The organism is Rhodovulum visakhapatnamense (genome assembly GCF_004365965.1).
Classification (GTDB): Bacteria; Pseudomonadota; Alphaproteobacteria; order Rhodobacterales; family Rhodobacteraceae; genus Rhodovulum; species Rhodovulum visakhapatnamense.
Genome location: NZ_SOEB01000003.1, coordinates 134,937 through 158,698, shown reverse-complemented (window position 1 = coordinate 158,698; position 23,762 = coordinate 134,937). Strand labels below are relative to the sequence as shown.

At 68.4% G+C, this 23,762-nt stretch carries 18 protein-coding genes; 8 read left to right on the top strand and 10 right to left on the bottom strand.

Annotated features, from left to right (window positions below):
* The first annotated feature begins 89 nt into the window (after positions 1–89).
* Both glgB and gghA read left to right on the top strand, forming a co-directional pair.
* Entirely contained in the window at positions 90–2,300 is a 2,211-nt protein-coding gene (gene glgB, locus EV657_RS04010) for a 1,4-alpha-glucan branching protein GlgB (protein ID WP_134077206.1), read from the top strand.
* Complete coding sequence (gene gghA, locus EV657_RS04005; protein WP_134077205.1) at positions 2,297–4,738, top strand: glucosylglycerol hydrolase; 2,442 nt, start codon at positions 2,297–2,299, stop codon at positions 4,736–4,738. Before glgB ends, gghA begins: the two co-directional genes overlap by 4 nt.
* Here the strand turns inward: gghA and uvrB are convergent.
* Entirely contained in the window at positions 4,735–6,924 is a 2,190-nt protein-coding gene (gene uvrB, locus EV657_RS04000; RefSeq protein WP_075787554.1) for an excinuclease ABC subunit UvrB, read from the bottom strand. The two genes, gghA and uvrB, sit on opposite strands and share 4 nt — an antisense overlap.
* 156 nt (positions 6,925–7,080) lie before the next feature.
* Here uvrB and EV657_RS03995 point away from each other — a divergent pair, with 156 nt between their 5' ends.
* On the top strand, positions 7,081–7,392 hold the full coding sequence (locus tag EV657_RS03995) for an ETC complex I subunit (RefSeq protein ID WP_075785641.1): 312 nt from the start codon (positions 7,081–7,083) through the stop codon (positions 7,390–7,392).
* Positions 7,393–7,727: 335 nt separating this feature from the next.
* Here EV657_RS03995 and arsH read toward each other — a convergent pair whose 3' ends face one another.
* Positions 7,728–8,438 carry an arsenical resistance protein ArsH gene (gene arsH / locus EV657_RS03990; protein ID WP_113669905.1) on the bottom strand — a complete coding sequence of 237 codons (711 nt, stop codon included), beginning with the start codon at positions 8,436–8,438 and terminating at the stop codon, positions 7,728–7,730.
* An 809-nt stretch (positions 8,439–9,247) separates the two neighbouring features.
* On the opposite strand from arsH, the gene EV657_RS03985 reads away from it, so the two are divergent.
* Complete coding sequence (locus EV657_RS03985) at positions 9,248–10,231, top strand: aldo/keto reductase (RefSeq protein ID WP_134077204.1); 984 nt, start codon at positions 9,248–9,250, stop codon at positions 10,229–10,231.
* Here the strand turns inward: EV657_RS03985 and EV657_RS03980 are convergent.
* Positions 10,195–11,451 carry an acetamidase/formamidase family protein gene (locus EV657_RS03980; protein WP_243837477.1) on the bottom strand — a complete coding sequence of 419 codons (1,257 nt, stop codon included), beginning with the start codon at positions 11,449–11,451 and terminating at the stop codon, positions 10,195–10,197. The two genes, EV657_RS03985 and EV657_RS03980, sit on opposite strands and share 37 nt — an antisense overlap.
* Before the next feature lie 846 nt (positions 11,452–12,297).
* Between EV657_RS03980 and EV657_RS03975 the strand changes: the two genes are divergently transcribed.
* Positions 12,298–12,951 (top strand): acetamidase/formamidase family protein, encoded by a 654-nt coding sequence (locus EV657_RS03975; RefSeq protein ID WP_166673634.1) that lies wholly within the window; start codon positions 12,298–12,300, stop codon positions 12,949–12,951.
* 1,229 nt (positions 12,952–14,180) lie between these two features.
* Here EV657_RS03975 and EV657_RS03965 read toward each other — a convergent pair.
* The gene (locus EV657_RS03965; RefSeq protein ID WP_134077201.1) at positions 14,181–14,696 is read right to left on the bottom strand and encodes a helix-turn-helix domain-containing protein; all 516 of its coding nucleotides are present in this window, start codon (positions 14,694–14,696) and stop codon (positions 14,181–14,183) included.
* Between the two features lie 294 nt (positions 14,697–14,990).
* Between EV657_RS03965 and EV657_RS22075 the strand changes: the two genes are divergently transcribed.
* Entirely contained in the window at positions 14,991–15,242 is a 252-nt protein-coding gene (locus EV657_RS22075; RefSeq protein WP_243837476.1) for a hypothetical protein, read from the top strand.
* An 818-nt stretch (positions 15,243–16,060) separates the two neighbouring features.
* On the opposite strand, the gene EV657_RS03955 is transcribed toward EV657_RS22075, so the two are convergent.
* The 5 genes from EV657_RS03955 to EV657_RS03935 all read right to left on the bottom strand — a co-directional run bounded on the left by EV657_RS03955 (position 16,061) and on the right by EV657_RS03935 (position 20,888).
* Positions 16,061–16,699 carry an aspartate/glutamate racemase family protein gene (locus EV657_RS03955; RefSeq protein WP_075786079.1) on the bottom strand — a complete coding sequence of 213 codons (639 nt, stop codon included), beginning with the start codon at positions 16,697–16,699 and terminating at the stop codon, positions 16,061–16,063.
* A gap of 3 nt (positions 16,700–16,702) precedes the next feature.
* Positions 16,703–17,542 (bottom strand): ABC transporter permease, encoded by an 840-nt coding sequence (locus EV657_RS03950; protein WP_134077200.1) that lies wholly within the window; start codon positions 17,540–17,542, stop codon positions 16,703–16,705.
* A 1-nt stretch (position 17,543) separates the two neighbouring features.
* A complete protein-coding gene (locus EV657_RS03945) occupies positions 17,544–18,377 on the bottom strand; it encodes an ABC transporter permease (RefSeq protein WP_166673641.1) in 834 nt (277 codons plus the stop codon).
* A gap of 224 nt (positions 18,378–18,601) precedes the next feature.
* A complete protein-coding gene (locus EV657_RS03940; protein ID WP_134077198.1) occupies positions 18,602–19,876 on the bottom strand; it encodes an ABC transporter substrate-binding protein in 1,275 nt (424 codons plus the stop codon).
* Positions 19,877–19,904: 28 nt separating this feature from the next.
* Complete coding sequence (locus EV657_RS03935) at positions 19,905–20,888, bottom strand: ABC transporter ATP-binding protein (protein ID WP_134077197.1); 984 nt, start codon at positions 20,886–20,888, stop codon at positions 19,905–19,907.
* Between the two features lie 253 nt (positions 20,889–21,141).
* Here EV657_RS03935 and EV657_RS03930 point away from each other — a divergent pair, with 253 nt between their 5' ends.
* Together EV657_RS03930 and EV657_RS03925 are read left to right on the top strand one after the other, a co-directional pair.
* Positions 21,142–21,840, top strand: coding sequence for a GntR family transcriptional regulator (locus EV657_RS03930; RefSeq protein ID WP_371412601.1), 699 nt, complete (start codon positions 21,142–21,144; stop codon positions 21,838–21,840).
* Positions 21,837–22,664: a GNAT family N-acetyltransferase gene (locus EV657_RS03925; protein WP_134077196.1), complete on the top strand. Its 828-nt coding sequence runs from the start codon at positions 21,837–21,839 to the stop codon at positions 22,662–22,664. Before EV657_RS03930 ends, EV657_RS03925 begins: the two co-directional genes overlap by 4 nt.
* A gap of 9 nt (positions 22,665–22,673) precedes the next feature.
* Here the strand turns inward: EV657_RS03925 and EV657_RS03920 are convergent, their stop codons facing one another.
* Entirely contained in the window at positions 22,674–23,762 is a 1,089-nt protein-coding gene (locus tag EV657_RS03920; RefSeq protein ID WP_134077195.1) for a DUF1513 domain-containing protein, read from the bottom strand.

Genomic DNA, 23,762 nt, shown 5'->3' with positions numbered 1-23,762 from the left:
GCCCCCGCATTGGGCGCCGACCCCCGCCGTGACGGCGGGATTTCGCCCCGGCGGTTGAAGAATGGCCGAGCGTCCCTAGGGTTTAGGACATGCTTTCCGATATCCAATCCCGAACGGGGCCCGTCGCCCCGCAGGACGTCTTGCACCGGATCGCGTCGGGCACTTTCGGCGATCCGTTCGCCGTTCTGGGCCCGCATGCCGTTGCCGGCGTCCGCCATGTCACCGCCCTGATCCCCGGGGCCGAAACCGTCGAGGCGCTGGCCGACCCGGGCGGTGCCCACCTGTTGTCCCAGGTGCCGGGCTGCGCCGGTCTTTTCACGGGGCCGGTACCGGGTGAGGGCGCCTACCGGCTGCGCGCCGCTGCCAAAGGCACGGTCTGGGAGACCGACGATCCCTACCGCTTCGGCCCGGTTCTGGGCGCGCTCGACGAGCATCTGATCGGGCGGGGCGACCATCACCGGCTGTGGGAGGCGCTGGGCGCCCATGCGATGACCCATGAGGGCGTGGCGGGCACCCATTTCGCGGTCTGGGCGCCCAATGCCCGCCGCGTCTCGGTGGTGGGGCCGTTCAACCAGTGGGACGGGCGGCGCCATGTGATGCGGCGCCGCGGGGTCAGCGGTGTCTGGGAAATCTTCCTGCCGGGCATCGGGGAGAACGCCAGCTACAAGTACGAAATTCTGGGGCCGGACGGGGCATTGCAGCCGCTGAAGGCCGACCCCGTGGGGTTCGGGTCCGAACATCCGCCCGCCAATGCCTCGGTCGTGCACGATCTGCGCGGCTATGGCTGGTCGGACGACGCCTGGATGCAGGACCGCGCGGGCCGCAATGCCCGCAGCGCGCCGATCTCGATCTACGAGGTGCATCTGGCCTCCTGGAAGCGCCGCGCCGATGGCCGCGAGATTTCCTATGTCGAGGCGGCCGAGGAACTGGTCGATTATGTCGCCGCGATGGGATTCACCCATATCGAGCTGATGCCGGTCAGCGAATACCCGTTCGACGGGTCCTGGGGATATCAGCCGGTCGGGCTTTACGCGCCCACCGTGCGCCACGGGCCGCCGCACGAATTCCGCGATCTGGTCGATGCGGCGCACAGGAAGGGGCTGGGCGTGATCCTCGACTGGGTCGCCGCGCATTTCCCGGTCGATGCGCATGGGCTGGGCCGGTTCGACGGCACAGCACTTTACGAATATGCCGACCCGCGCGAGGGCTTCCATCAGGACTGGAACACGCTGATCTACAATTTCGGCCGGACCGAGGTCGCGAATTTCCTGATCGCGAACGCGCTTTACTGGCTGGAGGAATACCATATCGACGGGCTTCGGGCCGATGCCGTCGCCTCGATGCTGTATCGCGACTATTCGCGGAAAGATGGCGAATGGGTCCCGAACAAGGATGGCGGGCGCGAGAATTACGAAGCCATCGCGCTGTTGCAGCAGATGAACACGCTGGCCTATGGCACCCATCCCGGCACGCTGACCGCAGCCGAGGAAAGCACGGCCTATCCCGGCGTGACCCGGCCTGTCGATCAGGGGGGCCTGGGCTTTGGCTTCAAGTGGAACATGGGCTGGATGCACGACACGCTGGGCTACATGGCCGAGGACCCGGTGCATCGGCGCCATCACCACAACAAGATGACCTTCGGGCTGACCTACGCGTTTTCCGAGAATTTCATCCTGCCGATCAGCCATGACGAGGTGGTCTACGGCAAGGGCTCGATGCTGACCAAGATGCCCGGCGACCGCGCGGCGCAATTCGCCAATCTGCGCGCCTTCTACGGGTTCATGTGGGCGCAGCCGGGCAAGAAGCTGCTGTTCATGGGGCAGGACTTCGCCCAGGAGGCCGAATGGGCCTATGCGGGCAGTCTCGACTGGGCGGCGCTGGACAGGCCCGACCATGCCGGGATGCAGCGGCTGGTGCGCGATCTGAACACGCTTTACCGGGGCACGCCCGCGCTCCATGCGCTGGATTTCAGCCCCGAGGGGTTCCAGTGGATCGAGGCCGACGATGCCGACCGCTCGGTCTATGCCTGGCTCCGCCGCGGCGGGCCTCAGGACCCGAACGCGGTCGTTGTCTGCAACTTCTCGCCGGTCGAGCAACCGGCCTACCGGCTGGGCCTGCCTGCGCCCGGACGCTGGCGCGAGGCGCTGAACACCGATGCCGGGATCTATGGCGGGCAGGGGCGCGGCAACATGGGCGGCGTCACCGCCGAGGTCCGGCCCTGTCACGGACAGGCAGCCAGCGCCCGGCTTTGCCTGCCGCCGCTTTCGACCGTCATCCTCGTGCACGAGCCGGGCGCATGAGGGACGATGCCACAGACCGCGACGGCCCGATCGACAACCCCTTCGACGGAAAGGACGACCACGTGGCCCTGAGGGACCGGATCGAATTCGACGAGGCCGCCGCGCGGGCGGAAGCCGAGGCCGCGACCCATGCGCTGACCACGGCCGAGACCGCCTTCGAGGCGCAATGCCGGATCGCCCGTAGGCTGGGCGGCCGGGTCGAGGAAGGGCGCGCCTGTTTCGGCTTCTGGACGCCCGAATTGCAGGATGCGCGGGTGCCCTCGGGCGACATCTTCCTCGAAGTGCTGACCCCGGTCGAGCCGCTGGACCTGACCCGCGCGCATCAGGATGTGCGCTTCGAGCGCGCCTGGGTGCCGGTCATTCGCGAGGATGCGCATTGCTTCACCGCCGTCACCGGCATGCGCGCGGGCACGCGCGAGCGCTTGGGCGATTTCTATGCGCTGGCCTGGCGCGATGCCGAGGGCGGCTGGCACCGCATTCTCGACCCGCTGGCGATGTCGCTGCCCTTCGGCGCGATGGCCCCGGCCGAGTTGTACGATGTCGAGGCGATGCTGGCGGCGCGGGGCGATGCCGAGTATTTCCGGGCCTTCGCGGGCGAGGCGCCGCACAAGTTCGGCCCGCCCGCGAACATCCTGCAGGTCCATGTGCCGACCGCGACGGCGGGGGGTACGCTGGCCAGCCTGACCCGCCATTACCATCGCCTCGCGGAACGCGTCGCGCGCGAGCTGCCGCTGGAACCCGCGGACAAGCTGTTCCTTGGCTATGACGCCGTGCAGCTTTTGCCGGTGGAACCGACGACCGTGCATGAGGCGGGACCCGATTTCTGGCAGGAGGTCGGTGGCGACGAAGACGGCGTGACGGTTTCGCTGCTGCGCCCCGATACGACGAACTGGGGCTATGACATCGTCATTTCCGGCATGGGCACGGTCAATCCCGTGCTGCTGGAAACCGGCCGCCCCGACGAGCTGGTCGATTTCGCGGCCGAGCTGCACAACTTCCCCGGCTCGCCGAAAAAGCTGATCCTCGATGTGGTCTTCGGCCATGCCGACAATCAGGGGCTTCTGGCGCTGAACAGCCATTTCTTCGCCGGGCCGAACATGTATGGCCAGAACCTCGACTATCCGAACCCGGCGGTGCGGGCGATCTTGCTGGAAATGCAGCGGCGCAAGGTGAATTTCGGTGCCGACGGGGTGCGGGTCGACGGGGCGCAGGACTTCAAGTGGTGGGATACCGCGACCCAGACCATGCGCCATGACGACGACTATCTGCAATCCATGGCCGATCTGGTGCAGGAGGCCGCGGGCACCCGCTACCGGCCCTGGTTCATCTTCGAGGACGGGCGCCCCTGGCCCGAGGAAGACTGGGAACTGTCCTCGGATTACCGCGCGGTGATCGAGGCGCAGACCGATGACGACGTGTTCCAGTGGGGGCCGCTGACCTTCGCCCATAACACGCCCTTTCTCTACACCTTCTGGATGTCGAAGTTCTGGCGCATCCGCGAGATCCTCGAGGTCGGCGCCAACTGGATTTCCGGCACCTCGAACCATGACACGCTCAGGCGCGGCACCCAGGTCAGCCCCAAGCTGAACGTCAATACCCGGCTTGGCCGCACCCGGATGGAGATCCTCGACAAGGCCTATGACAACCCGGCCAACCATGTGCTGACCTATGTCGCATTGCCGGGCGTGCCGATGGATTTCCTCAATGCCATGGCGCGGGCCTCCTGGGGCTTCATCCGCAACCAGGACGACCGCTATGGCGTCAAGGTCGTGGCCGAAGAGGCGATCAGCCTGAAATGGCAGGTCGACGAATACAGCTATTCGGTGCCCGCCAATTTCCGCCGCCTGAAAGAGATGGGCTTCGAGACCCGGGCCGATCTGGTGCGGTTCTTCGAATTCCTGCCCGCGCTGGTCGAGGTGACCGAATACGATCTCGATGAAATCGCCCGGCTGCTGAACAAGGCCGAACCGCCGCTGGCCGGCCCCGAGGTCTATACCGTGGCCGCGCTCAAGCACATGGCGCGGGCCTGGATGGACGACATGCACGAATACTGCAACGTGTCGAACTCGCTGCCGACGCTCGATGCCGATCAGGCGGCGTTCTGTCTGTCGCTGCGCGGGTTCCGCCGCAAGCGGCCCTGGCTGGCCGCGAATTACGGGCCGCGCGACCGGTTCGACTATCAGCGGCCGATTGCCGGGCGGACGCTCTTCACCGCGCTCCGGCACGGGCCCGAGGGCGAACAGATCTTCGCGGTCATGCATATGGAGGGCAAGCCCACGGCCGAGATCGACCCGCTGAGCCTGCCGGTGCCGGGGATCGAGGGCGCGGGCTGGGAACTGGCCCTGCGCACGCCCTCGATCGGGGCCGATTATCTGGGCGGGCCGATCACGCTGACGGATTCCATGGCGCTGGTCTTCTCGCGGCGGGTGCCGGGCTAGCGGCCCCGCCGTCGGGCGACCCCGCCGCGTTGCCCGGGGCGCCCGGCGGTCGAGCGGCCCTTGGCCCGGGTCGAGGCCTCGACCGCCTCTTCGACGGCCGATTGCCGCGCCAGCGGATCGTCGGCGATGGCCAGGTCGACCGCCTCGAGCCGCTTGATCTCGTCGCGCAGCCGCGCGGCCTCTTCGAATTCGAGGTTCTCGGCGGCCTTGCGCATGCTGGCCCGAAGCCCGTCCAGATGGGCCTCGAGATTGCCGCCATGCATCGGCTTGTCGACCGTCGCGGTGACGCGGGACATGTCGGTATCGCCCTGATAAAGCCCGGCCAGAATGTCCTCGACATTCTTCTTCACCGTCGCGGGGGTGATGCCGTGTTCGGTATTATAGGCGATCTGCTTCTCGCGCCGCCGCTCGGTCTCGCGCAGCGCGCGTTCCATCGACCCGGTGATGCGGTCGGCATACATGATGACGCGCCCTTCGGCATTCCGCGCCGCCCGGCCGATGGTCTGGATCAGCGAGGTTTCCGAGCGCAGGAACCCTTCCTTGTCGGCATCGAGGATCGCGACCAGCCCGCATTCGGGAATATCAAGCCCCTCGCGCAGCAGGTTGATGCCGACCAGCACGTCGAAGGCGCCAAGGCGCAGGTCGCGCAGGATCTCGATCCGCTCGATGGTGTCGATGTCGGAATGCATGTAGCGCACCCGGATGCCCTGTTCGTGCAGGTATTCGGTCAGATCCTCGGCCATCCGCTTGGTCAGCGTGGTGCAGAGCGTGCGGAAGCCCTTGGCCGCGACCTTGCGGACCTCGTCCAGCAGGTCGTCGACCTGCATCTCGACCGGACGGATCTCGACCTGCGGGTCCAGAAGCCCGGTCGGCCGGATCACCTGTTCGGTGAAGACCCCGCCGGTCTGGTCCAATTCCCAGGCGCTGGGCGTGGCCGAGACAAAGACCGATTGCGGCCGCATCGCGTCCCATTCCTCGAATTTCAGCGGGCGGTTGTCCATGCAGGAGGGCAGGCGGAAGCCATGTTCGGCCAGCGTGAACTTGCGCCGGTAGTCGCCCCTGTACATGCCGCCGATCTGCGGCACGGTGACGTGGGATTCGTCGGCGAAGACGATGGCATTGTCGGGAATGAACTCGAACAGCGTCGGCGGCGGCTCGCCCGGGGCACGGCCCGTGAGGTAGCGCGAATAGTTCTCGATGCCGTTGCAGACGCCGGTCGCCTCCAGCATCTCGATGTCGAAATTGGTGCGCTGTTCCAGCCGCTGGGCCTCCAGCAGCTTGCCCTCCTGCACCAGCTGGTCAAGCCGCTGGCGCAGCTCTTTCTTGATGCTCTGCACCGCCTGCTGCATCGTCGGCTTGGGCGTGACGTAGTGGGAATTCGCATAGACCCGGATGCGGTCGAAGCTATTGGTCTTCTGCCCGGTCAGCGGGTCGAATTCGGTGATCGATTCCAGTTCCTCGCCAAAGAACGACATCCGCCACGCCCGGTCTTCGAGGTGGGCGGGCCAGAGTTCCAGCACATCGCCCCGGACCCGGAAGCTGCCGCGCTGAAAGCCCTGATCGTTGCGGCGGTATTGCTGCGCCACCAGATCGGCGATCACCTTGCGCTGGTCGTAATCGGCCCCGACCATCAGATCCTGAGTCATCGCGCCATAGGTTTCGACCGACCCGATGCCGTAGATGCAGGAGACCGAGGCCACGATGATGACGTCGTCGCGTTCCAGCAGCGCCCGGGTGGCCGAGTGGCGCATCCGGTCGATCTGTTCGTTGATCTGGGATTCCTTCTCGATATAGGTATCCGAGCGCGGCACATAGGCCTCGGGCTGGTAGTAGTCGTAATAGCTGACGAAATACTCGACCGCGTTTTCGGGAAAGAAGCCCTTGAACTCGCCGTAAAGCTGGGCCGCCAGCGTCTTGTTGGGGGCCAGGACGATGGCCGGGCGCTGGGTCTCCTCGATCACCTTGGCCATGGTGAAGGTCTTGCCGGTGCCGGTCGCGCCCAGCAGCACCTGATCGCGGTCGCCCTGAAGCACCCCGCCCGCCAGTTCGGCGATGGCGGTGGGCTGGTCGCCCGCGGGGGCGAAGTCCGAATGCATCACGAAGCGCTTGCCGCCTTCCAGCTTTTCGCGCGGACGGATCTCGGCGGCGGGGGCGTCAAGCGCATGGGGCTCGGTCGAATAGGGCATGGCGGCGATTCCCGGGAACTGGCTTCCCAGATTTGTCCCGGGCCGGGCGGGGATCAAGGGGGCAGGGCGGTATCCTGCGGTATGCAGGCTCTTGCAAGGCGCCGTCCGAGCCCCCATAACAGCAACGAAGAGAGAACCCGGAAGGGAGACATGCCGATGCGTGCCCGCATTTATCAGCCCGCCAAGACCGCGATGCAGTCGGGTCAGGCCAAAACCCATCACTGGGTGCTGGATTTCGGCCCGCAAAGCCCGCGCGAGCTCGATCCGCTGATGGGCTGGACCAGTTCGGACGACACCCAGTCGCAGGTGCGCCTGCGCTTCGAAACCCGCGGGGCCGCCGAGGATTACGCCCGCCGCCATGGCATCGACGCGGTGGTGCTGCGCCCGAAGAAGCGTGCGCCGAATGTCCGGCCGATGGGCTATTCCGAGAATTTCGCGGTCAACCGCCGCGGCGCCTGGACCCACTGAGGCCGCAAGGGCTTTCGGGATCTTGCATCGGGCCGTCTCGGCGAACGGCACTGCGGTTGCCCGTTGAATGCCTGGCGTCCGATATAACGCCTCTTTGTCCGAAGGCGCCGCGGACCGGCGGATCGCCGATCGGCGCAGCGGGCGACTGCCGCGTCGGATCGCACAGATCCCCGGGCCTCTGTCCGCTGGAAGCCCCCGGGGGAAGCCGAGCCATCCGGGGCGCCGGGGGGGGGGCGCTTTGCCTCGCAGGGACTCCCGACGCATCGACCCCTTTCCGTCGCGCCTTCGGCCGACCGGCGAACCTGCCGGAACCGACCGTTTCCGCCGGTGCCGGCCTAAAGGGTCTTCAGGTTCACCCGGGCCGACAGCTCGGCATGGCTTTCCTTGCGCTCCGAGTAGCGGTCGGCCAGATGGCCGCGGATGTCGCGCGTCAGAAGCGTGAACTTCATCAGTTCCTCCATCACGTCGACGATGCGGTCGTAATAGGGCGACGGCTTCATCCGTCCGGCCTCGTCGAATTCGGCCCAGGCCCTGGCGATGGAGGACTGGTTGGGGATGGTCAGCAGGCGCATCCAGCGCCCGAGCACGCGCAGCTGATTGACCGTGTTGAAGCTTTGCGAGCCGCCGGAAACCTGCATCACCGCCAGCGTCTTGCCCTGGGTCGGGCGCACCGAGCCCAGCGACAGCGGAATCCAGTCGATCTGCGCCTTCATGATGGCAGTCATGGCGCCATGGCGTTCGGGCGAGGACCAGACCATGCCCTCGCACCACTCGACCAGGGCGCGCAGCTCTGCGACCTTCGGGTGGTCGGCCTCGACGCTGTCGGGCAAGGGCAGGTCGCGCGGGTCGAAGACCCGGATCTCGGCCCCGAAACGTTCGAGAATGCGCGCGGCCTCCTCGGCGGCGAGGCGCGAGTAGCTGCGCTCGCGCAGCGAGCCATAAAGGATCAGGATGCGCGGCGCATGGGAGCTGCGCCTGGCCGGGACCAGCGCGTCGGGATCGGGCAGGCGCAACAGCGCGTCAACGAGGTTCGGCGTTTCAGGCATGCCGGTCGTCCTTGGTCCTGAGGATGGTGTCTCGGTCCTGTCTGTCATGCGGCCCGGCAGGCGGCCCGTCCAGCGGATTTGCAACGTCCCGACGGCAAGCCGGGGCCGTGCCCGCCTTGGCATCCGAGCCGCGGCCCTGCCCGCCGCCGTCGGTGCGGCGGCGGGCAGGGCATGTCGGCCCCGGGGCGTCTTTCGGGGCGTTTCAGGCGTTTGGGGGCAGACCTGCGACGCCTGCGGCACGGTCAGGCGGCGTGCAGAGAGGGCGACCGCGATCAGGGGGCGGGCCGCGGCGGTCGCACCGGCTGCGGGGTTTGTGTCATGGCCGAGATGCGCGGTGACGGTGGCGCCGTCTTTCAGAAGCGGCAGCGGCCGCGCCGAGGCGACCGGATCGTCGGCCCCCGTCACCCCGGCCTGTCCGATCTCGGCCGTTGACCCCGATCCGAAAAGACCCCGCCACCCGTTTGCGCCGGTGCGTGTCGGGCCGCCGCGCGCACCAATGGGCCAGGCGCGCCCGCGCGATCCGCGCGGTGGCGCCGGGAGAGCGGCCCGGATCCTGCACGCTTTCGACCGCGTGGCTCGGCGTGCGGCTTGCGGCCGCGGATCTGCGCTGCCAGCGCCTTGAACGACTTGCGGACCAGGGGCACGCCGACGCCGCGCGGCGTGGCCGCGCGCGGCCGGGGCATTCATGACGCCCGTTCATGGGGAAAAGGAAGGATCCGGGCGTTCCAGGGCGACTTGCGGGCGCTATCTGTTGGCCGGACCGTCCGGGGCCGCGCCCCGGGGCCGACCACCGGATGAAGGGGAAACTCATGCAGAAGCGAACGCTTGGACAGGGGCTGGAAGTATCGGCCCTCGCGCTTGGCGCGATGGGATATGGCAAGAGCCGCGAGATCGAGGATCGCGACCAGATGATCGCGCTGCTGCGGGCGGCGGCCGAGCGCGGCATGGACTTCTTCGACACCGCCGAGGTCTACGGGCCCTGGACCAACGAGGACATGGTCGGCGAGGCGTTCCGGGGGATGCGCGACAAGGTCAAGATCGCGACCAAGTTCGGTTGGGACATCGACCAGAAGACCGGCGAGCATCGCGGCGGCGTCAACAGCAAGCCCGCGCAGATCCGGTCGTCGGTCGAGGGCAGCCTGCGCCGCCTGGGCACCGATTACATCGACCTCTGCTACCAGCACCGGGTCGATCCCGAGGTGCCGATGGAGGATGTCGCGGGCGTCGTGAAGGACCTGATCGCCGAGGGCAAGGTGCGCTGGTTCGGCCTGTCCGAGGCCGGGGCGGGCTCGATCCGCAAGGCCCATGCGGTGCAGCCGGTGGCGGCGCTGCAAAGCGAATACTCGCTCTGGACCCGCGAGCCCGAGGCCGGGATCCTGCCGGTCCTGGAAGAGCTGGGGATCGGGCTCGTGCCGTTCTCGCCGCTGGGCCGGGGGGTTCTGACCGGCAAGATCGACCCGTCCGCCAACTTTGCCGAGACTGACATGCGGGCGAAGATGCCGCGGTTCCAAGCCGAGGCCCGCGCGGCGAACATGCGGCTCGTCGAGCTGATTTCTGGGATCGGCGCACGCCACGGCGCGACGCCCGCCCAGGTTGCCCTGGCCTGGCTGCTGGCGCGCAAGCCCTGGATCGTGCCGCTCTTCGGCACCCGGCGTCTGGAGCGGTTCGAGGAAAACTGCGGCGCGCTCGACCTTGCCCTGACCGAGGCCGACATGGCCGAGATCGAGGCCGCCGGGTTCCAACCGCAGGGCAATCGCTATCCCGAGGCCTTTATGAAGCTCTCGGGGCTCTGACAGGGGCCTTGCGGCGGATGCGCGGCATGCCTGGTGCCGCGACCGCCGGGGACCGACCGCTCCGTCCTGCGCCGGGCTTTGGGGACGGGGCTGCAGTCGGGCGGGCAGGGCCTCGCCTGTCGGTCCGCGGGCACAGCAGGCCCGGCATCGGCGACAGGGACGGCCGGCGCATTGCGCGGGCGGCCGAGTATATCGGCCATGTCCCGGGGGCATCCTTGCGGCAGGCGGACCCGCCGCAAGCCCCCCCCGTGCCGGGCCATCGTTCGGAAAGGGGGGGGGCGGGCGCCGATCAGGCGCGGCCCGAGAAGGTGTCCTTCTTTACGATGGCATGGCACGATGGCATGGACGCCCCAGTTGCCGTCGGCCACCGGCGTGATCCCGAAATCGACGCCGACCGACAGCAGCGCGCCCTCGACCGAGACCGGGGAATACATGATCGCGCCCTTGCCGATGGGCCATTTGTCGACATTGCCGCCGGTATGGCTGGGCGGCACCGAGTCGACGAAATCGGCCTCGGCCGGGGCCACGCCGAGCGTGCCGAAATACGGCCGGATCGGAATGCGGATGCCTTTCAGGACGTTGAAAGTGAAGTCGGTCAGCGCATGGTCGACCGGCCCGCCTGGATAGTCGATGGTCGGACGGGTGACGCGGAACGGGTCGGTCTGGGGACCCCATCTGAAATTGCAGACCGCCTTGGCCCGGCTTTTGTCGCCGGTGGCATCGACCCGATAGATCGTGATGACCTCGCGTTTCGAGCCGCCCGGCATGTCGTTGTAATGATAGCCCCACCAGGCGGCCGCGTTCGACCCGAAGCTCTTGCCCGCGAAATCCGGATTGGCGCCGGGACGCGGCACGCAATCGAGGATGCGGAGCTCGAGAACGTCGCCCGGCTTGGCGCCCCGCCCATGGACCGGGCCGGTAAGGATATGCACGCCCCGACCGTCGCCGGACCCCACCTTGCAGACCGCCGGATCGGTCGATCCCGCGCCCCGGCGGTCGACGCCCTTCCTGTCCGTCGTCCAGAGATAGACGCTTTCCGCGCCCTGATCGCCCTGAACCATGCGTTCCAGGTCGTCGGCCGCGGGATGGGTCAGCGTCTCGATGGTCACGATGCCGGCGCTGTCGATCTCGACCCGGGGCGTCAGCGTCGTGCTGAAACATCCCCAGCGGACCGTATCGGCATTGGCCGGAAGATGGCGATAGGAGGGGGGCGCGGGCACCTTTCCGGCACTCGTCTGCGCCAGCGCGGGCGTCACCAGCGAAAGCCCGCCGGTCGCCTTCGCCGGTCGCCCCCGCCGCGATCGGCCCGCGCGCGCCGAACATGCCTGCGCCCAGCAGCCCGCGCCGTCCGGGGGTGATCTCTTCCTTGAACTGCCGGAAATGCGCCTTGAAATCGGGGCAGGTCACATCGGCTCCACGACACATGATCGTCTCTCCTGTTGGGGAATGTCTGGCGCGGGCAGGCTCGGTTGGCGGCGGCGGCCCGGTTTTGGCAAGCGCGCCCGGCCGGGGGCAGGGCGCCCGGGCCTTCCGCTCCGGGCGGCGGAAAGCCGCGCCATCGCAAGGGGGGGCGGGGGCTGCCCGCCGCCCTGCCGGACCGCCGCCGCAGGAGGGCTGCGCCTCCGGGCGACAGTTTGTGCCCATGCGGGAAAGCGCTTGCCGACACAGCCGCATAAAACCGAGGAATATGGACGGAAACCGGCCCGCCTCCCCCCGGATTTCCGGCAGCGGGCGGCCGCTGCTGCGCTAGGCCGGTCGCGGAATGGACAGGGCTTTGGACCCCGATCATCTGAATCCGTCGACGCTGCCCGAGGCTGCCGAGGCGGCGCGCGCGGCGCTTTGGCGTGCGCGGCATGGCTGCGCTGACCGCCACGCTCGGCGTCCCGAGGCCGCCAAGCGGCGAGCGTCTCGCGCGGCTCGTCGCCCCCGCGCAGGAGATCCGCCCCGGTGCGGTCCGGTGCGGTCCGGTCGCGGTCCGGGGCGTTGCTTGCGGTGCTGACGCTGCGCAGCCGGGGCGTCCTTTCCGTGGGCCCCGCATACAGGACTTCGCCCGGAACGATCTTGCGGTGCTCGACCCGGGCGTCGACCGGTGCCTGCGCCGGTCGGGCGATGCCAGGGCGGTCCTTCTCGATCTGCCGCCCGACTGCGTCTCGACCCGGCTCGGCCGACAGCGGCTGGCGCGGCCGTTGGTGCCGGGCGGGTCGGTGGCCGCCAATAGGACGCGGACGGTGCTGTCGGTTCTCGGCGCGCAGTTCGGCGCGCTGACGCCGCAGGATCTTGCCGCCAGCGAAGGCACCTTGCTGGACGTGCTGTGCGGGGCGCTCTTGCAGGAGGCGGATTTCGACGATGGCAGGATGACGCCCGTCCAGGTCATGCATTTCCGGCGGGTCACGGCCGCCACCGACACGCGGCTGGCGATGCAGGACCTGCCCCGAGCGATGTCGCCGGGCTATTTCGGCGGCAAAATCGACAACCGGCGCGCCGGTCCCGGCGCCCGCATCCATCTGCCCGTCGCGGTCGAGGGCGCGCTGCGGTCCATCGGGGAGGGCCATTTCAGCCAGGGCGAGAGCAACGGCATCGGGCTCGAGATGTCGCTGACCGGCACGATCCGCCTGAGATTGCACAAGGCAGGAACCGACACGGTCCCCGAGGTGCGCGGCCTGACCGCGCCCGTCATCGAGACGCCCGAGGCCTGGGCGATCCAGAGCTTCGGTTTCTGAAACCACCTGCGCGCTCTCGGCCGCAGCGCCCAGACCGATGTCTACACGCGCTCTTCGGTGGATCATGCCTTGCGCACTGCCTTCCGCCAGGGGCGGCGTTTCCCGATGGACGTCCACGGACTGACTGAAGACGACGCCCATGCCCTGTTGTCCGTCGCCGCCGATTTCAGCGTCACCCAGGTCGCCGACGGAGATTTCGGGGTGCATGGGACGATCCGGCGGTCGATTTTCCGCCGGTCCGCTGGTTCGGCCCCGCTTTCAGGACCTTGAGTGCCCGGGCTTCGGCTGTGGCAGGTGGCGCCCGCCCGCGCGCCGACCGTCATGAAGCTGCCGAAGCCTGGCCTGCAGGCGGTCTGCACCCGGCTGAGCCCGGTCGGCGCGCAGCCGAGGCCATCGCGGAGACCGGGACGGCGGGTGATCACGAGGGAGGTGTCCGGGATGATCGTCCTGCGGGTGGCCGGTACGACGGCAAGGACCGCGCGCCGCTGGCGGGTCCGGTCCTCGGCCGGGAGAAGAGCAGCGGGCGGGGCAGGATCGGTCCCGGGGCGAAACCTTGCCCGGCCGCGGAGATGCCCCGGCCGGTTCAGGAAAGCGCGGCTCCGCTTGCCGGTCCCGGGTCCAGTCCGAAGAGCCCCTGAGATCTCATCATCGACAGATGGCAGATAGGGAAGATTTCCAGAAAGTACCGGTCGGGCGGGAGCGGCGCGGCGGGTATCCTGCGCGTGCCGTGGCCATTCATATGTCAGGGAGATGAGGCTCTTCTGCTTTCGGGCGATCATCGGCGCGGGTCCTTGCGCGTGGACCGTCTGCGATCCGGGACAGGTCGGGCACCGGTTGGGCAGGCGGGCGCGACGGCACGTCCGGCCGCGGCATCGCAGGCATGCGCCCGGCCGATCGGATCGTGAAACGCGCCTGGCGGGCCGTGCCGGGCGCCGCCGGCCGTCGCGGGGCCTGACCCGCGCATTCGTGAAGGCGACCCGCATGAACCCCCGCAAACCCGGTACGATGGACGTCTCGAAGATCGGCTTCGGCACGATGAGCTTGGCCTCGACCCATGGCGCGGCGCCTTCGATCTCGGGGGGACGCATTTCGACACCGCCGAAGGTTACGGACCCTGTCCCGCGCGCCGCCCCCCCGCGAGCCGCTCTCTTCAATGGGCGGGCCTCTGCGATCCGGCCCGCCTTCCGGCATGTGGCTCGGGAAGGAGGGGCGCTGCTGCGGGGCGGCGATCATGCCTTTCCGGCAAGATCCGCCCTGGCTCTGGTGATGCCCTGGCGATGCCCTGGCGATGCCCTGCGTGACCGCGTCGGCGACGGCCCGGACGCGGCCAGATCGGCGTGCGAAACCGGCAAAAGCGGCCTTTCCATCTTCGTTCCGTCCGGCAGAGGCGGGGCCAGCACGCGCAATCCGGGCCGCCGTGCCAGGAAATGCGGCAGCACGCCGGTCCCCGTTCCGTCCCTGACCGCCGCGACCTGCGCCTCGAGAGTGCCGAGCATCAGCCGTCCGTCGCCGCCGGACGCCCGCGCCCAGCTTTGCGGCCGACGAAGGGCCGCGCCCCGATCGGTCAGATCGAGCCCCTGCCGATGCCGCAAGAAAGGCGGCACCTCCATCACCTGTTCCATCCGCTCGATCCGCCGGGACATCGCGACCCCGCCAAGGCCCAGTTGCCGCGCGGCGCCCGACAACGTGCCCTCGCGCGCCAGCGCCAGAAACAGGCGGACATCGTCCCGGTTCAGCCGATCCATGTGCTTTCCGTTTCTGGAAATCGGGTCGGCAGATCTTGCTGTATCCTGGATCGAAATGGAATGGCCGAGCGTCCGCGACCTGGAACGGAGCCTGTCGATGACCGACATCGCCAGCTTTTTCCGCCCTCGGGCCGATCGCCGCGCCCTTGGGCTGGGCGCCATGGCCGGGCTTTTCCGGGGCTCGAATTTCGAGGCGATGCGGATCGCTCTTGGGGACCTTGCCGCCCTGGACGGCGGTCGCGGGGCGCATTGCCATCGCAGCCTCTGCGACACTGGTCTGGATGTGGCCTGCGGATGGCCCGGGGCTGCGGGCGCTGCGCCGGAACCGGAGGGCGCTGGCCGGGCTCGACCCTGGCCGTCGCCGTCTGGCAGATCGGCATCCGCGTGCGGGGCCCGGGCGCGACATCGGTGCTCTTCAACCTCGTGCCGGTGGCCGCGCTGCTGATCGTCGCGGGCTTCGGACGCATGCCGGCCGTCCCGCAGCTTCTCGGCGTGGCGATCGCTGTCGGAGGGGTGATCTGGGCCAGCCGGGGCGCGCGGCGCTGAGGCGACGGATGGCGGCGGTCGGACCTGGCGCCCGCCGCATCTCATCGGGGGCCGCGCCGGGTCATATGGGGCTTTGCCTCGATGTTTCCCGTGATTGCGACGGCCTTTGGCGGCCCCTCATGTCACGCCATTGCCGTTTGCCCGCGCCGCGTCGCGTCGCGGACCGGGGCGCGAAATGCCGTGACGCCCGCAGAGGGGAGCGCCTGCCGGGACAGTACAGGCCGAAACGGGGTTCAGTCGTCCGGCAGGCGAACCATCCGGCCTGCGGCGACACCCCCGGCGACGTCCTGCCGGATGAAGGCCCCTATGCCCGCGCCGTCCGGTACGGCAGTCCGGGCGATTGCGGTCCGGTCGAGGGGCCGCCGCCCCCTGGCAGCGCGTTGCGCGGTCTCGCCATCACGCCCGGGCGTCTGGCGGAAGAGCGCCCCGTTCGGCAAGCGCGCGCGGACAGGCGTGAGGCGGCAGATCGGCCGGGGTCGGCGGCACCGCACGACGCGCGACCCATCCGGGCGCGGCCACAACCGCATGGCGCTGCGGCGTCCTGCCGCCGCCGAATGGCGCCGATCCTAGACGGGTCGGCATCCCCTCGGTCGGGACGGCATTGCCGCCCCGGAGGCCGCGCGGACCGCCTGTGACCGCGCGGTGGCGGCCGTCGGCCAGGACAGGGCACGCACCCCGGACTGCCCGGACCGGACAGGCCGCCCTATCCCGGGGACTGAGCGCCGGTCTTCGGCCTTCGAAAGCGGGGCCGGGCAGCGCCGGGGTCCGGCCTCGATCTGCGGCGCGAGGATCGCGGGCAGGGATCTTTTCTTGGCGCCTCACAGCACCGAGATGAAGCGGGCGGCGGCCTCGACGCCGTCGATCACCGGCACCGGCAGCCGGGTGCGCAGATGTCCGGTGACCCGGGCCATCCCGGCACAGCCGAGGATCACCGCGTCGATGCCATCCTCGGCGACCGCGCGTTCGGCCTCTTCGGCGACGCGCGCGCAGGCCGCCTCGGTGTCTTCTTCCAGCGCCAGAACCGGCACATTGCTGGCCCGCACCCGGCCCAGATGCTGCGACAGGCCATAGCCCCGGATATTGCCCTCGACCGTCGGGATCGCTGCGGGCAGCGTCGTCACGACGGAAAACCGCCAGCCGCGCAGCGCCGCCTTGTGAAAGGCGGACTGACCGATGCCGATCACGGGGCAGGGCGCGCAGGCCCGCGCCTCGGCCAGCGCCGGGTCGTCGAAACAGGCCACGATCACCCCCTCGGCGCCGCGCCGGGCGGCCTGGGTGACCAGCTCCAGCAGCGGCGGCGTCGCGGCGGCGACATCCGCGGGGCCCTGGATCGCGGGCGGCGCCAGCGTCGAGGTCCAGCCCTCGAAGGCTGCGCCCGGGGCCGCGGCCTGGGCCATGGCGAGGATCGAGTCGGTCATGGCCGCGGTGGAATTGGGGTTGATGACGATGAAGGCCATGGCTCAGACCATCCCCTGACCGGCATCCGAGCCCTGCCGGGCGCGGCGGCGGTTCATCGCCCAGACCGAGGCGAGGAACACGCCGATCACGACCAGCGAAAAGGCGGTGGTCAGCGTGCCGAGCGCGAAGATGACGGGCGTCGTGACATTGGTGGTCATGCCATAGATCTCCAGCGGCAGGGTGTTGTAGCTGCCCGCGGTCAGCAGCGTGCGGGCGAATTCGTCGTAAGAGAGGGTAAAGCCGAACAGCGCCACCCCGATCAGCGAGGGCGCGATGATCGGCAGCACCACATGGCGGATCGTTTGCCAGGCGCTGGCGCCCTGATCGCGCGCGGCCTCTTCATAGCTTTTGTCGAAGCGGTTGAAGACCGCGAACATGATCAGCAGGCCGAAGGGCAGGGTCCATGTCAACTGCGACCCGAAGCCCGAGGTGGCCCAGTGCACGTCGAGCCCCGACTGGCTGAAGATCAGCCCGACCCCCAGCGAGACCAGGATCGAGGGGATCACCAGCGAGGTCACCACCAGATAGAACAGCACCCCCGACCCGGCAAAGCGCTTGCGGAAGGCAAGCCCGCCCATCACCGAGACGACGACGGTCGTCACCATCACCATCAGCCCCAGCACGAAGGACCGCCCGAAGCTGCCCCAGATGTCGCCCACGGCCTGCTGCTCGAACAGGTCGCGGAACCAGTGCAGCGAAACCCCTCGCATCGGGAAGGTCAGCCCGCCCTCGGGGCCCTGAAAGCTGAGAATGGCGATGGTGAAGGTCGGGCCGTACAGAAAAAGCAGGAACAGCGTGAAGACGGTGGCCAGCACATAGAAGGAACGGGGGCGGCGGTCCAAGTCAAAGCTCCTTCCGGATGTCGACGAAGCGCAGCAGGATACCGATCACCATCAGCACCGTGATCAGCAGGATGACGGCGGTGGCGGCGGCCGAGGGGTATTGCAGAAGCCCGATATCGTTCGAGATGAGGCGCCCGACATTTGCGGATTGCGATCCCGACATGAAGCGCACGGTGATGAAGTCGCCCATCACCAGCGTGACGACGAAGATCGAGCCGATCATGATGCCGGGCTTGCACAGCGGGATGATGACGTTCGTCAGCGTCTGCCAGCCGGTCGCGCCGGAATCGTAGGCCGCCTCGATCAGCGAGCGGTCGATCCGCATCATGGTGTTGAAGATCGGCACCACCATGAACAGCGTGTAGAGATGGACGAAGGCCAGGATCACCGAGAAATCGGAATACAGCAGCCAGTCCAGCGGCTCGTCGATCACCCCCATCGACATCAGCGTCGAATTGGCGATGCCGTTGCGCCCCAGGAACGGGATCCAGGAAATCATCCGGATGATGTTCGAGGTCCAGAACGGAATGGTGCACAGCAGGAACAGCGCGATCTGCCAGGTCAGGCTGCGGACATGGAAGGCCAGGAAATAGGCCACCGTAAAGCCGATGGTCAGCGTGAAAGCCCAGGTCAGCACCGCGTATTTGAAGGTGTTGAGAAAGACCTTGTAGGTGACGGGAGAGGTCAGCAGGAACTGGTAATTGTCCCACTGGAAGGCCGGATAGATCGAGAACTCGGTCGCGCCCCAGAAGCTGACGATCACGATCATCACGATGGGCAGCACCAGAAAGACCAGCAGCACCAGCGCCAGCGGCGAGGCCAGCAGCCAGCCCATGAGATGGCGGTTCTTGGTCCGGCCGGTCACGAGCTGCGCCAGTAGCGACGCCGGACGCGATCCCGAAAGGCGGCGGTTCTTCGATAGGGCGGTCATGCAGGGCCTCTCGGCGGGAAAGGGGGCCCTTCCCCCGGGGCGGGGGAAGGGCTGGGGCCGGGCGCCACGGAAGGCGTGAAACCCGCGCCGGCCCCATCTGTGTCGGGCTCAGGCCGTCGCGTCGGACGTCAGGCGGCGATGAACTCGTTCCATTTGCGGACCATGTACTGGTTCTCGTCCATGACCGCGTTCCAGCAGGCGATATGGCCCATGCGTTCCTCGAAGGACCCGCCGTCGCGGGTCTCGCCCGGCTGCGCCATCGCATCGCCATAGGGGTTGGTGATGACCTCGGTCGCGGGCTTGCCCTCGAACCAGTAGCCCCATTCGTTCTCGGTCATGTAATTCTTCGAGGTTTCCGGAACGGCCGAATAATAGCCCTGCCGCATCAGGAAGCCGCCGACCCAGCCGTCGAGATACCAGTTGATGTATTCATAGGCCGCGTCGAGCTCGAGCCCGCTGAGGTTCTTCGACAGACCGATGCCGCCGCCCCAGGCGCGGTAGCCCTCTTTCAGCGGCTGGTAGACGCAGGGAATGCCGCGCGACTTGACCGCGGTGATGGCGGGCGACCACATCGACTGGATCACCACCTCGCCCGAGGCCATCAGATTGACGCTTTCGTCGAAGGTCTTCCAGAAGGCGCGGAACTGGCCGGCCTTCTTGGCCTCGGTCATGATCGCGAGCGTCCTGTCGATCTCGTCGCGGGTCATGTTGCCCTTGTTGCCATAGGTGATCTCGCCCATCGCCTCGCAGACCATGGCCGCATCCATGATGCCGATGGCCGAAATGTCCAGAAGCGAGGCCTTGCCCTTGAATTCGGGGTTCAGCAGTTCCGCCCAGCTGTCGATCGGACGGCCGATCAGATCGGGGCGGATGCCCAGCGTGTCGGCGTTGTAGATCGTCGGGATCAGGGTCATCCAGCCGGTTTCCTGATCGGCGAACCTGGTCCCGTCCGGGCCGTCGGTGAAGCCCACGCTGTTGGGCGAGGTGCCCTGGGCGATGGTCGAGTCGGGCGTCAGCTTGCCGTCCTTGAAGATGCCGACGATCTTGTCGTAGTTCCTGATCTTGCTGACATCCATGCCCTGCAGGTTGCCGGTCGGCCAGACCTTCTTGCAGATCCAGTATTCGATATCGGCGATGTCGAAGGATTTGGGCTGGGTCGCGGCGCGCTGGGTCACCGCGTCGCTGTCAAGCGCGGTCATCTCCAGCGTGAAGCCCAGATCCTCCTTCACCTTCTGCGCCACTTCGTTGATGTTCGAGACCCCGGTGCCGAACTGGCGCAGCGTCACGTCCTTGATGTTCTGCGCCCAGATCATCGGCGCCGGGAAAGCGCTGGCCGCAACGCCCGCGGCGGCGCCCTTCAGCAGGCTGCGCCGGCTCAGGCCGGTCTTGGTGGCTTCGGTCATCTTTCTCTCCATGGTGGACTTGTCGGGATCACGCGGTGAGGGCGTGGAGGTGGTCTTCGTCCCAGCTCAGCCCCACGCCGTCGCCGGGCTGGATGGGTTGGGCAAAATACCGGTCTTCGGGAACGATCGCGGTGACCTCCTGATCGCCCGCGGTCATCAGCGTCAGCGCGACGCTGGTGCCCTGGTATTCGATGCCGGTGACATGGCCGTCGAGCTTGCCCTGCGCGGCCTCGGTCACGGCGATCTGGTCGGAGCGGATCGCGAAATGGCCGCGCGGCAGCGCGATGACATTGTGCCCGCCCATGAAACGCGCCACGAATTCGGTGCGCGGCGTGTTGAAGACCTCGCGCGCGGGTCCCGCCTGTTCGATCACCGCGTTGTTCATCACCACGATCTCGTCGGCCAGTGCCAGCGCCTCGTCCTGGCCATGGGTGACATGGACGAAGGTGATGCCCAGCTCGCGCTGCAGCTTCTTCAGTTCCGACCGCATCCGCACGCGCAGGAACGGGTCGAGCGCCGAAAGCGGCTCGTCCAGCAGCAGCACCTGCGGATTGGTGATCAGCGCGCGGGCCAGCGCCACGCGCTGCTGCTGGCCGCCCGAAAGCTGGGCGGGCAGGCGCTCGGCATAGGCCGTCATGTGAACCAGTTCCAGCAGCTCCATCGCGCGCTTGCGGCGGGTCTCGCGGTCGACGCCCTTCATCTTGAGGCTGAAGGCCACGTTATCGGCGACCGACAGATGCGGGAACAGCGCGTAGTTCTGGAACATCATCGCGGTGCCGCGCCGGGCGGGCGGCAGGCGCGAGATGTCCTGGCCCGCCAGCACGATGGCCCCGTCCGAGACCTCTTCATGCCCGGCAATCATCCGCAGCGTCGAGGACTTGCCGCAGCCCGACGGCCCCAGCAGACAGGCATAGGTGCCGCCGCGAAACAGGTGTTGGATGCCATCGACCGCGACGGTTTCGCCGTAGCGTTTCGTCAGGGCCACGAGTTCCAGATCGAGTTCAGTGCGCATTTCGCTCCCCCAGAAGCTGTTGCCTCACCTTTCCGGGCGGGACTGGCCGCGAAAAGCCCCGGCCGCCAGATCCGCCCCCGGCTTTTCGATACGTGCCGTAAATTTAAGCAGATGTGAACAATATTGTCCGGCACATCATCGCAGATTGTATACGATCAGGTCTGCGATCTCTCACAACTCTGACGATTCTTGTCCGGCCGCCTGAGTCGCGCGATGACAGGGGGGCAACGAGGAGAGAGCCGTGACCGATCAGATTCCGACAGCGCGCCAGGAGGGCAAGCGGGCGACCCGTGCCCGCGACGTGGTCGAGCATCTGACCCGCGCCATTCACGAGCGCCGGCTGGGGCCGGGGATGAAGCTGTCCGAGGACGAGGTGGGCGAGATCTTCGGGGTCAGCCGGACCATCGTGCGCGCGGCGCTGCAACAGCTGGCCCATGACAGCCTTGTCGCGATCGAGCCCCATCGCGGCGCCTTCGTGGCCCAGCCCACCGTGCGCGAGGCGCGCGAGGTGTTCGAGGCGCGCGCGCTTCTGGAACCGCGCACCGCGCGCTCGGCCGCGCTGCGCGCCACGCCCCGCGACATCGGCCTGCTCAAGCGTCACATGGACCAGGAGCACGAGGCGCTGGCGGCGGGCCAGAACGGTCTGGCGCTCAGGCTGTCGGGGCAGTTCCATCTGGAAATTGCGCGGATCGCCGATCAGGCCACCATCGAAGGGTTCATCGCGCAGCTGGTTTCGCGCTCGTCGCTGGTGATCGCGCTGTACTGGCGGCGGCCGCAGGCGATGTGCGAAAGTCATGCCCATCACGCGCTCATGCGCGCGATGGAGGACCGTGACGGCGACCGGGCCGAAGAGGTGATGAAGGGCCATCTGCTGGACCTGCTGTCGCTTCTCGATCTGCAGGACCCGGTGCCGGTGCCGCAATCGCTGAAGGAGGCTCTGACAGGCCGATGAAACTGCGCAGCATGACGGCCGAAGAACTGCCCGCGGTGCTGGACTGGGCCGCGGACGAAGGCTGGAACCCGGGCCTCGACGATGCGGTATCCTTCCATGCCGCCGATCCCGAAGGGTTCTTCGTGGCCGAGGCCGAGGGCCGGATCGTGGCGGCAATCTCGGTCGTGAACCATACCGATGACGTTGCCTTTCTGGGCCTCTATCTCTGCCGCCCGGACTGGCGCGGGCGGGGCATCGGCTATGCGCTCTGGACCCATGCGCTGGACCATGCGGGGGCGCGGACGGTGGGGCTCGACGGGGTCGAGGCGCAGCAGGACAACTATCGCAAGAGCGGGTTCGCGCTGGCCGGGCGGACGGTGCGCTATGCGGGCGTGCTGCCCGGCCGCGCCCATCCCGGCATCGGGCCGGTGCTGAAGGACGATATCGGGACGCTGATCGCGATGGAGGCCGAGGCCACGGGCTATGAGAAGCGCGCGTTCCTCGCGGCCTGGACGCGCGATTGCGAGACCCGGCGCACGCTGGTCTGCCGCGCGGCGGGCGAGATCGCGGGCTTTGCGACGATCCGGGCCTGCCGCGAGGGCTGGAAGATCGGGCCTCTGGTGGCCGGGGACGGGGCGGTCGCGGCGGCGCTGATCGAGACCTGCGGCCGCGTCGCCCATGGCGCACCCGCGATGATCGACGTGCCCGGGACCAGCCCCTGGCTGGCCGGGCATTGCACGGGGCTGGGCCTGAGCCCGGTCTTCGGCACGGCGCGGATGTATCGCGGACCCGCGCCGCAGCCCGGCCCGCTCATCTCGGCGGTGGCGACGCTGGAACTGGGCTGAGCGGCGGGCTCAGGCGGCGCCCACCGTCACCAGATGGTTGTCGAAGGCGCGGCCGTGCCGGGCCGTCCAGACCGGGCGCAGGCCCTGCAGCCCCAGCACGTCGCCGGTGCCGGTCGTGGCGACGAAGCCGCCGCCCGCCGCCGGGGCAAGGCCGCAGACGTCCCGGGCCTCGATGGCGCCCGCAAACCGCGCGCCCGCGATGTCGAAGACATGCACCCGCCCGCCGCGCGGCGACGAGATCGCGGCCTCGGCCCCGTCCTGCGAGATCGCGACCGACCCCGCATAGCCCTGCATCGCCGCATGTTCGGCGCCCGGCGCGTCCAGCCAGACCGGCGCCGCGCCGCGCCGGTGCAGACCCAGAAGCGGCGGCGCCTCGGCCTCGGGGCCTTCCCATTGCATGGCAAAGGCGACGGTGCCGCCCGGTCCCAGCGCCAGATGCCGGATCGAGTTCATGTGCCACTCGGCGGGCGGCGCGACGGTTTCCAGCAGCGTGCCTTCGGCGCCGAGATAGGCGAGGTTCGGTTCCATGAAGGGGATGTTCAGCTTGGCCCGGCCGCTGTCGGGATGGGTCTCGATCCCGCCATTGGCGATGACGAAGCTTTTCCCGTCGGGCATCAGCTTGATGTCATGCGGGCCGATGCCGTGGCTGTCGAATTCGCCGACCCGCAGGTAGCCCGCCTCGGTATCCCAGACCCCGATCACACCCCGCGCCGCGTCATAGTCGTTTTCGGGAGTGTACATGTAGCGCCCGTCGGCGGAATAGGCGCCATGGCCGTAGAAATGCCGCCCCTCGGGCGCGTCCAGCACGGCAGTCACCCGGCCCTCGCGGCAGTCGATCACCAGCGCGAAGGTGCCGGGGCGGCGGGCAAAGGCGGTGGCCTCGGGGCGGATGGGATGGGCGGCGGCGGCATGGCCGCGCTGGGGCAGGGGCAGGCGGAACCGTTCGGCCCCCTGGGCATCGAGCCCGACCAGCATCTGGTTGCCGTTCTTCTCCTGCGCGGCGCTGAGAAAGGCCGGGCTGCCCGCATCGGCCCAGCCGATCCGGGGGGAAAGCGAGGCAGCCAGCGCCCCGGCAAGGAAGCTGCGGCGGTCGGTCAT

What these genes read in the sequence shown, in the direction of transcription:
- glgB (WP_134077206.1), top strand. Translation starts at nt 90, where the DNA reads ATGCTTTCCGATATCCAATCCCGAACGGGGCCCGTCGCCCCGCAGGAC.
- gghA (WP_134077205.1), top strand. Translation starts at nt 2,297, where the DNA reads ATGAGGGACGATGCCACAGACCGCGACGGCCCGATCGACAACCCCTTC.
- uvrB (WP_075787554.1), bottom strand. Translation starts at nt 6,924, where the DNA reads ATGCCCTATTCGACCGAGCCCCATGCGCTTGACGCCCCCGCCGCCGAG.
- EV657_RS03995 (WP_075785641.1), top strand. Translation starts at nt 7,081, where the DNA reads ATGCGTGCCCGCATTTATCAGCCCGCCAAGACCGCGATGCAGTCGGGT.
- arsH (WP_113669905.1), bottom strand. Translation starts at nt 8,438, where the DNA reads ATGCCTGAAACGCCGAACCTCGTTGACGCGCTGTTGCGCCTGCCCGAT.
- EV657_RS03985 (WP_134077204.1), top strand. Translation starts at nt 9,248, where the DNA reads ATGCAGAAGCGAACGCTTGGACAGGGGCTGGAAGTATCGGCCCTCGCG.
- EV657_RS03965 (WP_134077201.1), bottom strand. Translation starts at nt 14,696, where the DNA reads ATGGATCGGCTGAACCGGGACGATGTCCGCCTGTTTCTGGCGCTGGCG.
- EV657_RS22075 (WP_243837476.1), top strand. Translation starts at nt 14,991, where the DNA reads ATGGCCCGGGGCTGCGGGCGCTGCGCCGGAACCGGAGGGCGCTGGCCG.
- EV657_RS03955 (WP_075786079.1), bottom strand. Translation starts at nt 16,699, where the DNA reads ATGGCCTTCATCGTCATCAACCCCAATTCCACCGCGGCCATGACCGAC.
- EV657_RS03945 (WP_166673641.1), bottom strand. Translation starts at nt 18,377, where the DNA reads ATGGGCTGGCTGCTGGCCTCGCCGCTGGCGCTGGTGCTGCTGGTCTTT.
- EV657_RS03940 (WP_134077198.1), bottom strand. Translation starts at nt 19,876, where the DNA reads ATGACCGAAGCCACCAAGACCGGCCTGAGCCGGCGCAGCCTGCTGAAG.
- EV657_RS03935 (WP_134077197.1), bottom strand. Translation starts at nt 20,888, where the DNA reads ATGCGCACTGAACTCGATCTGGAACTCGTGGCCCTGACGAAACGCTAC.
- EV657_RS03925 (WP_134077196.1), top strand. Translation starts at nt 21,837, where the DNA reads ATGAAACTGCGCAGCATGACGGCCGAAGAACTGCCCGCGGTGCTGGAC.
- EV657_RS03920 (WP_134077195.1), bottom strand. Translation starts at nt 23,762, where the DNA reads ATGACCGACCGCCGCAGCTTCCTTGCCGGGGCGCTGGCTGCCTCGCTT.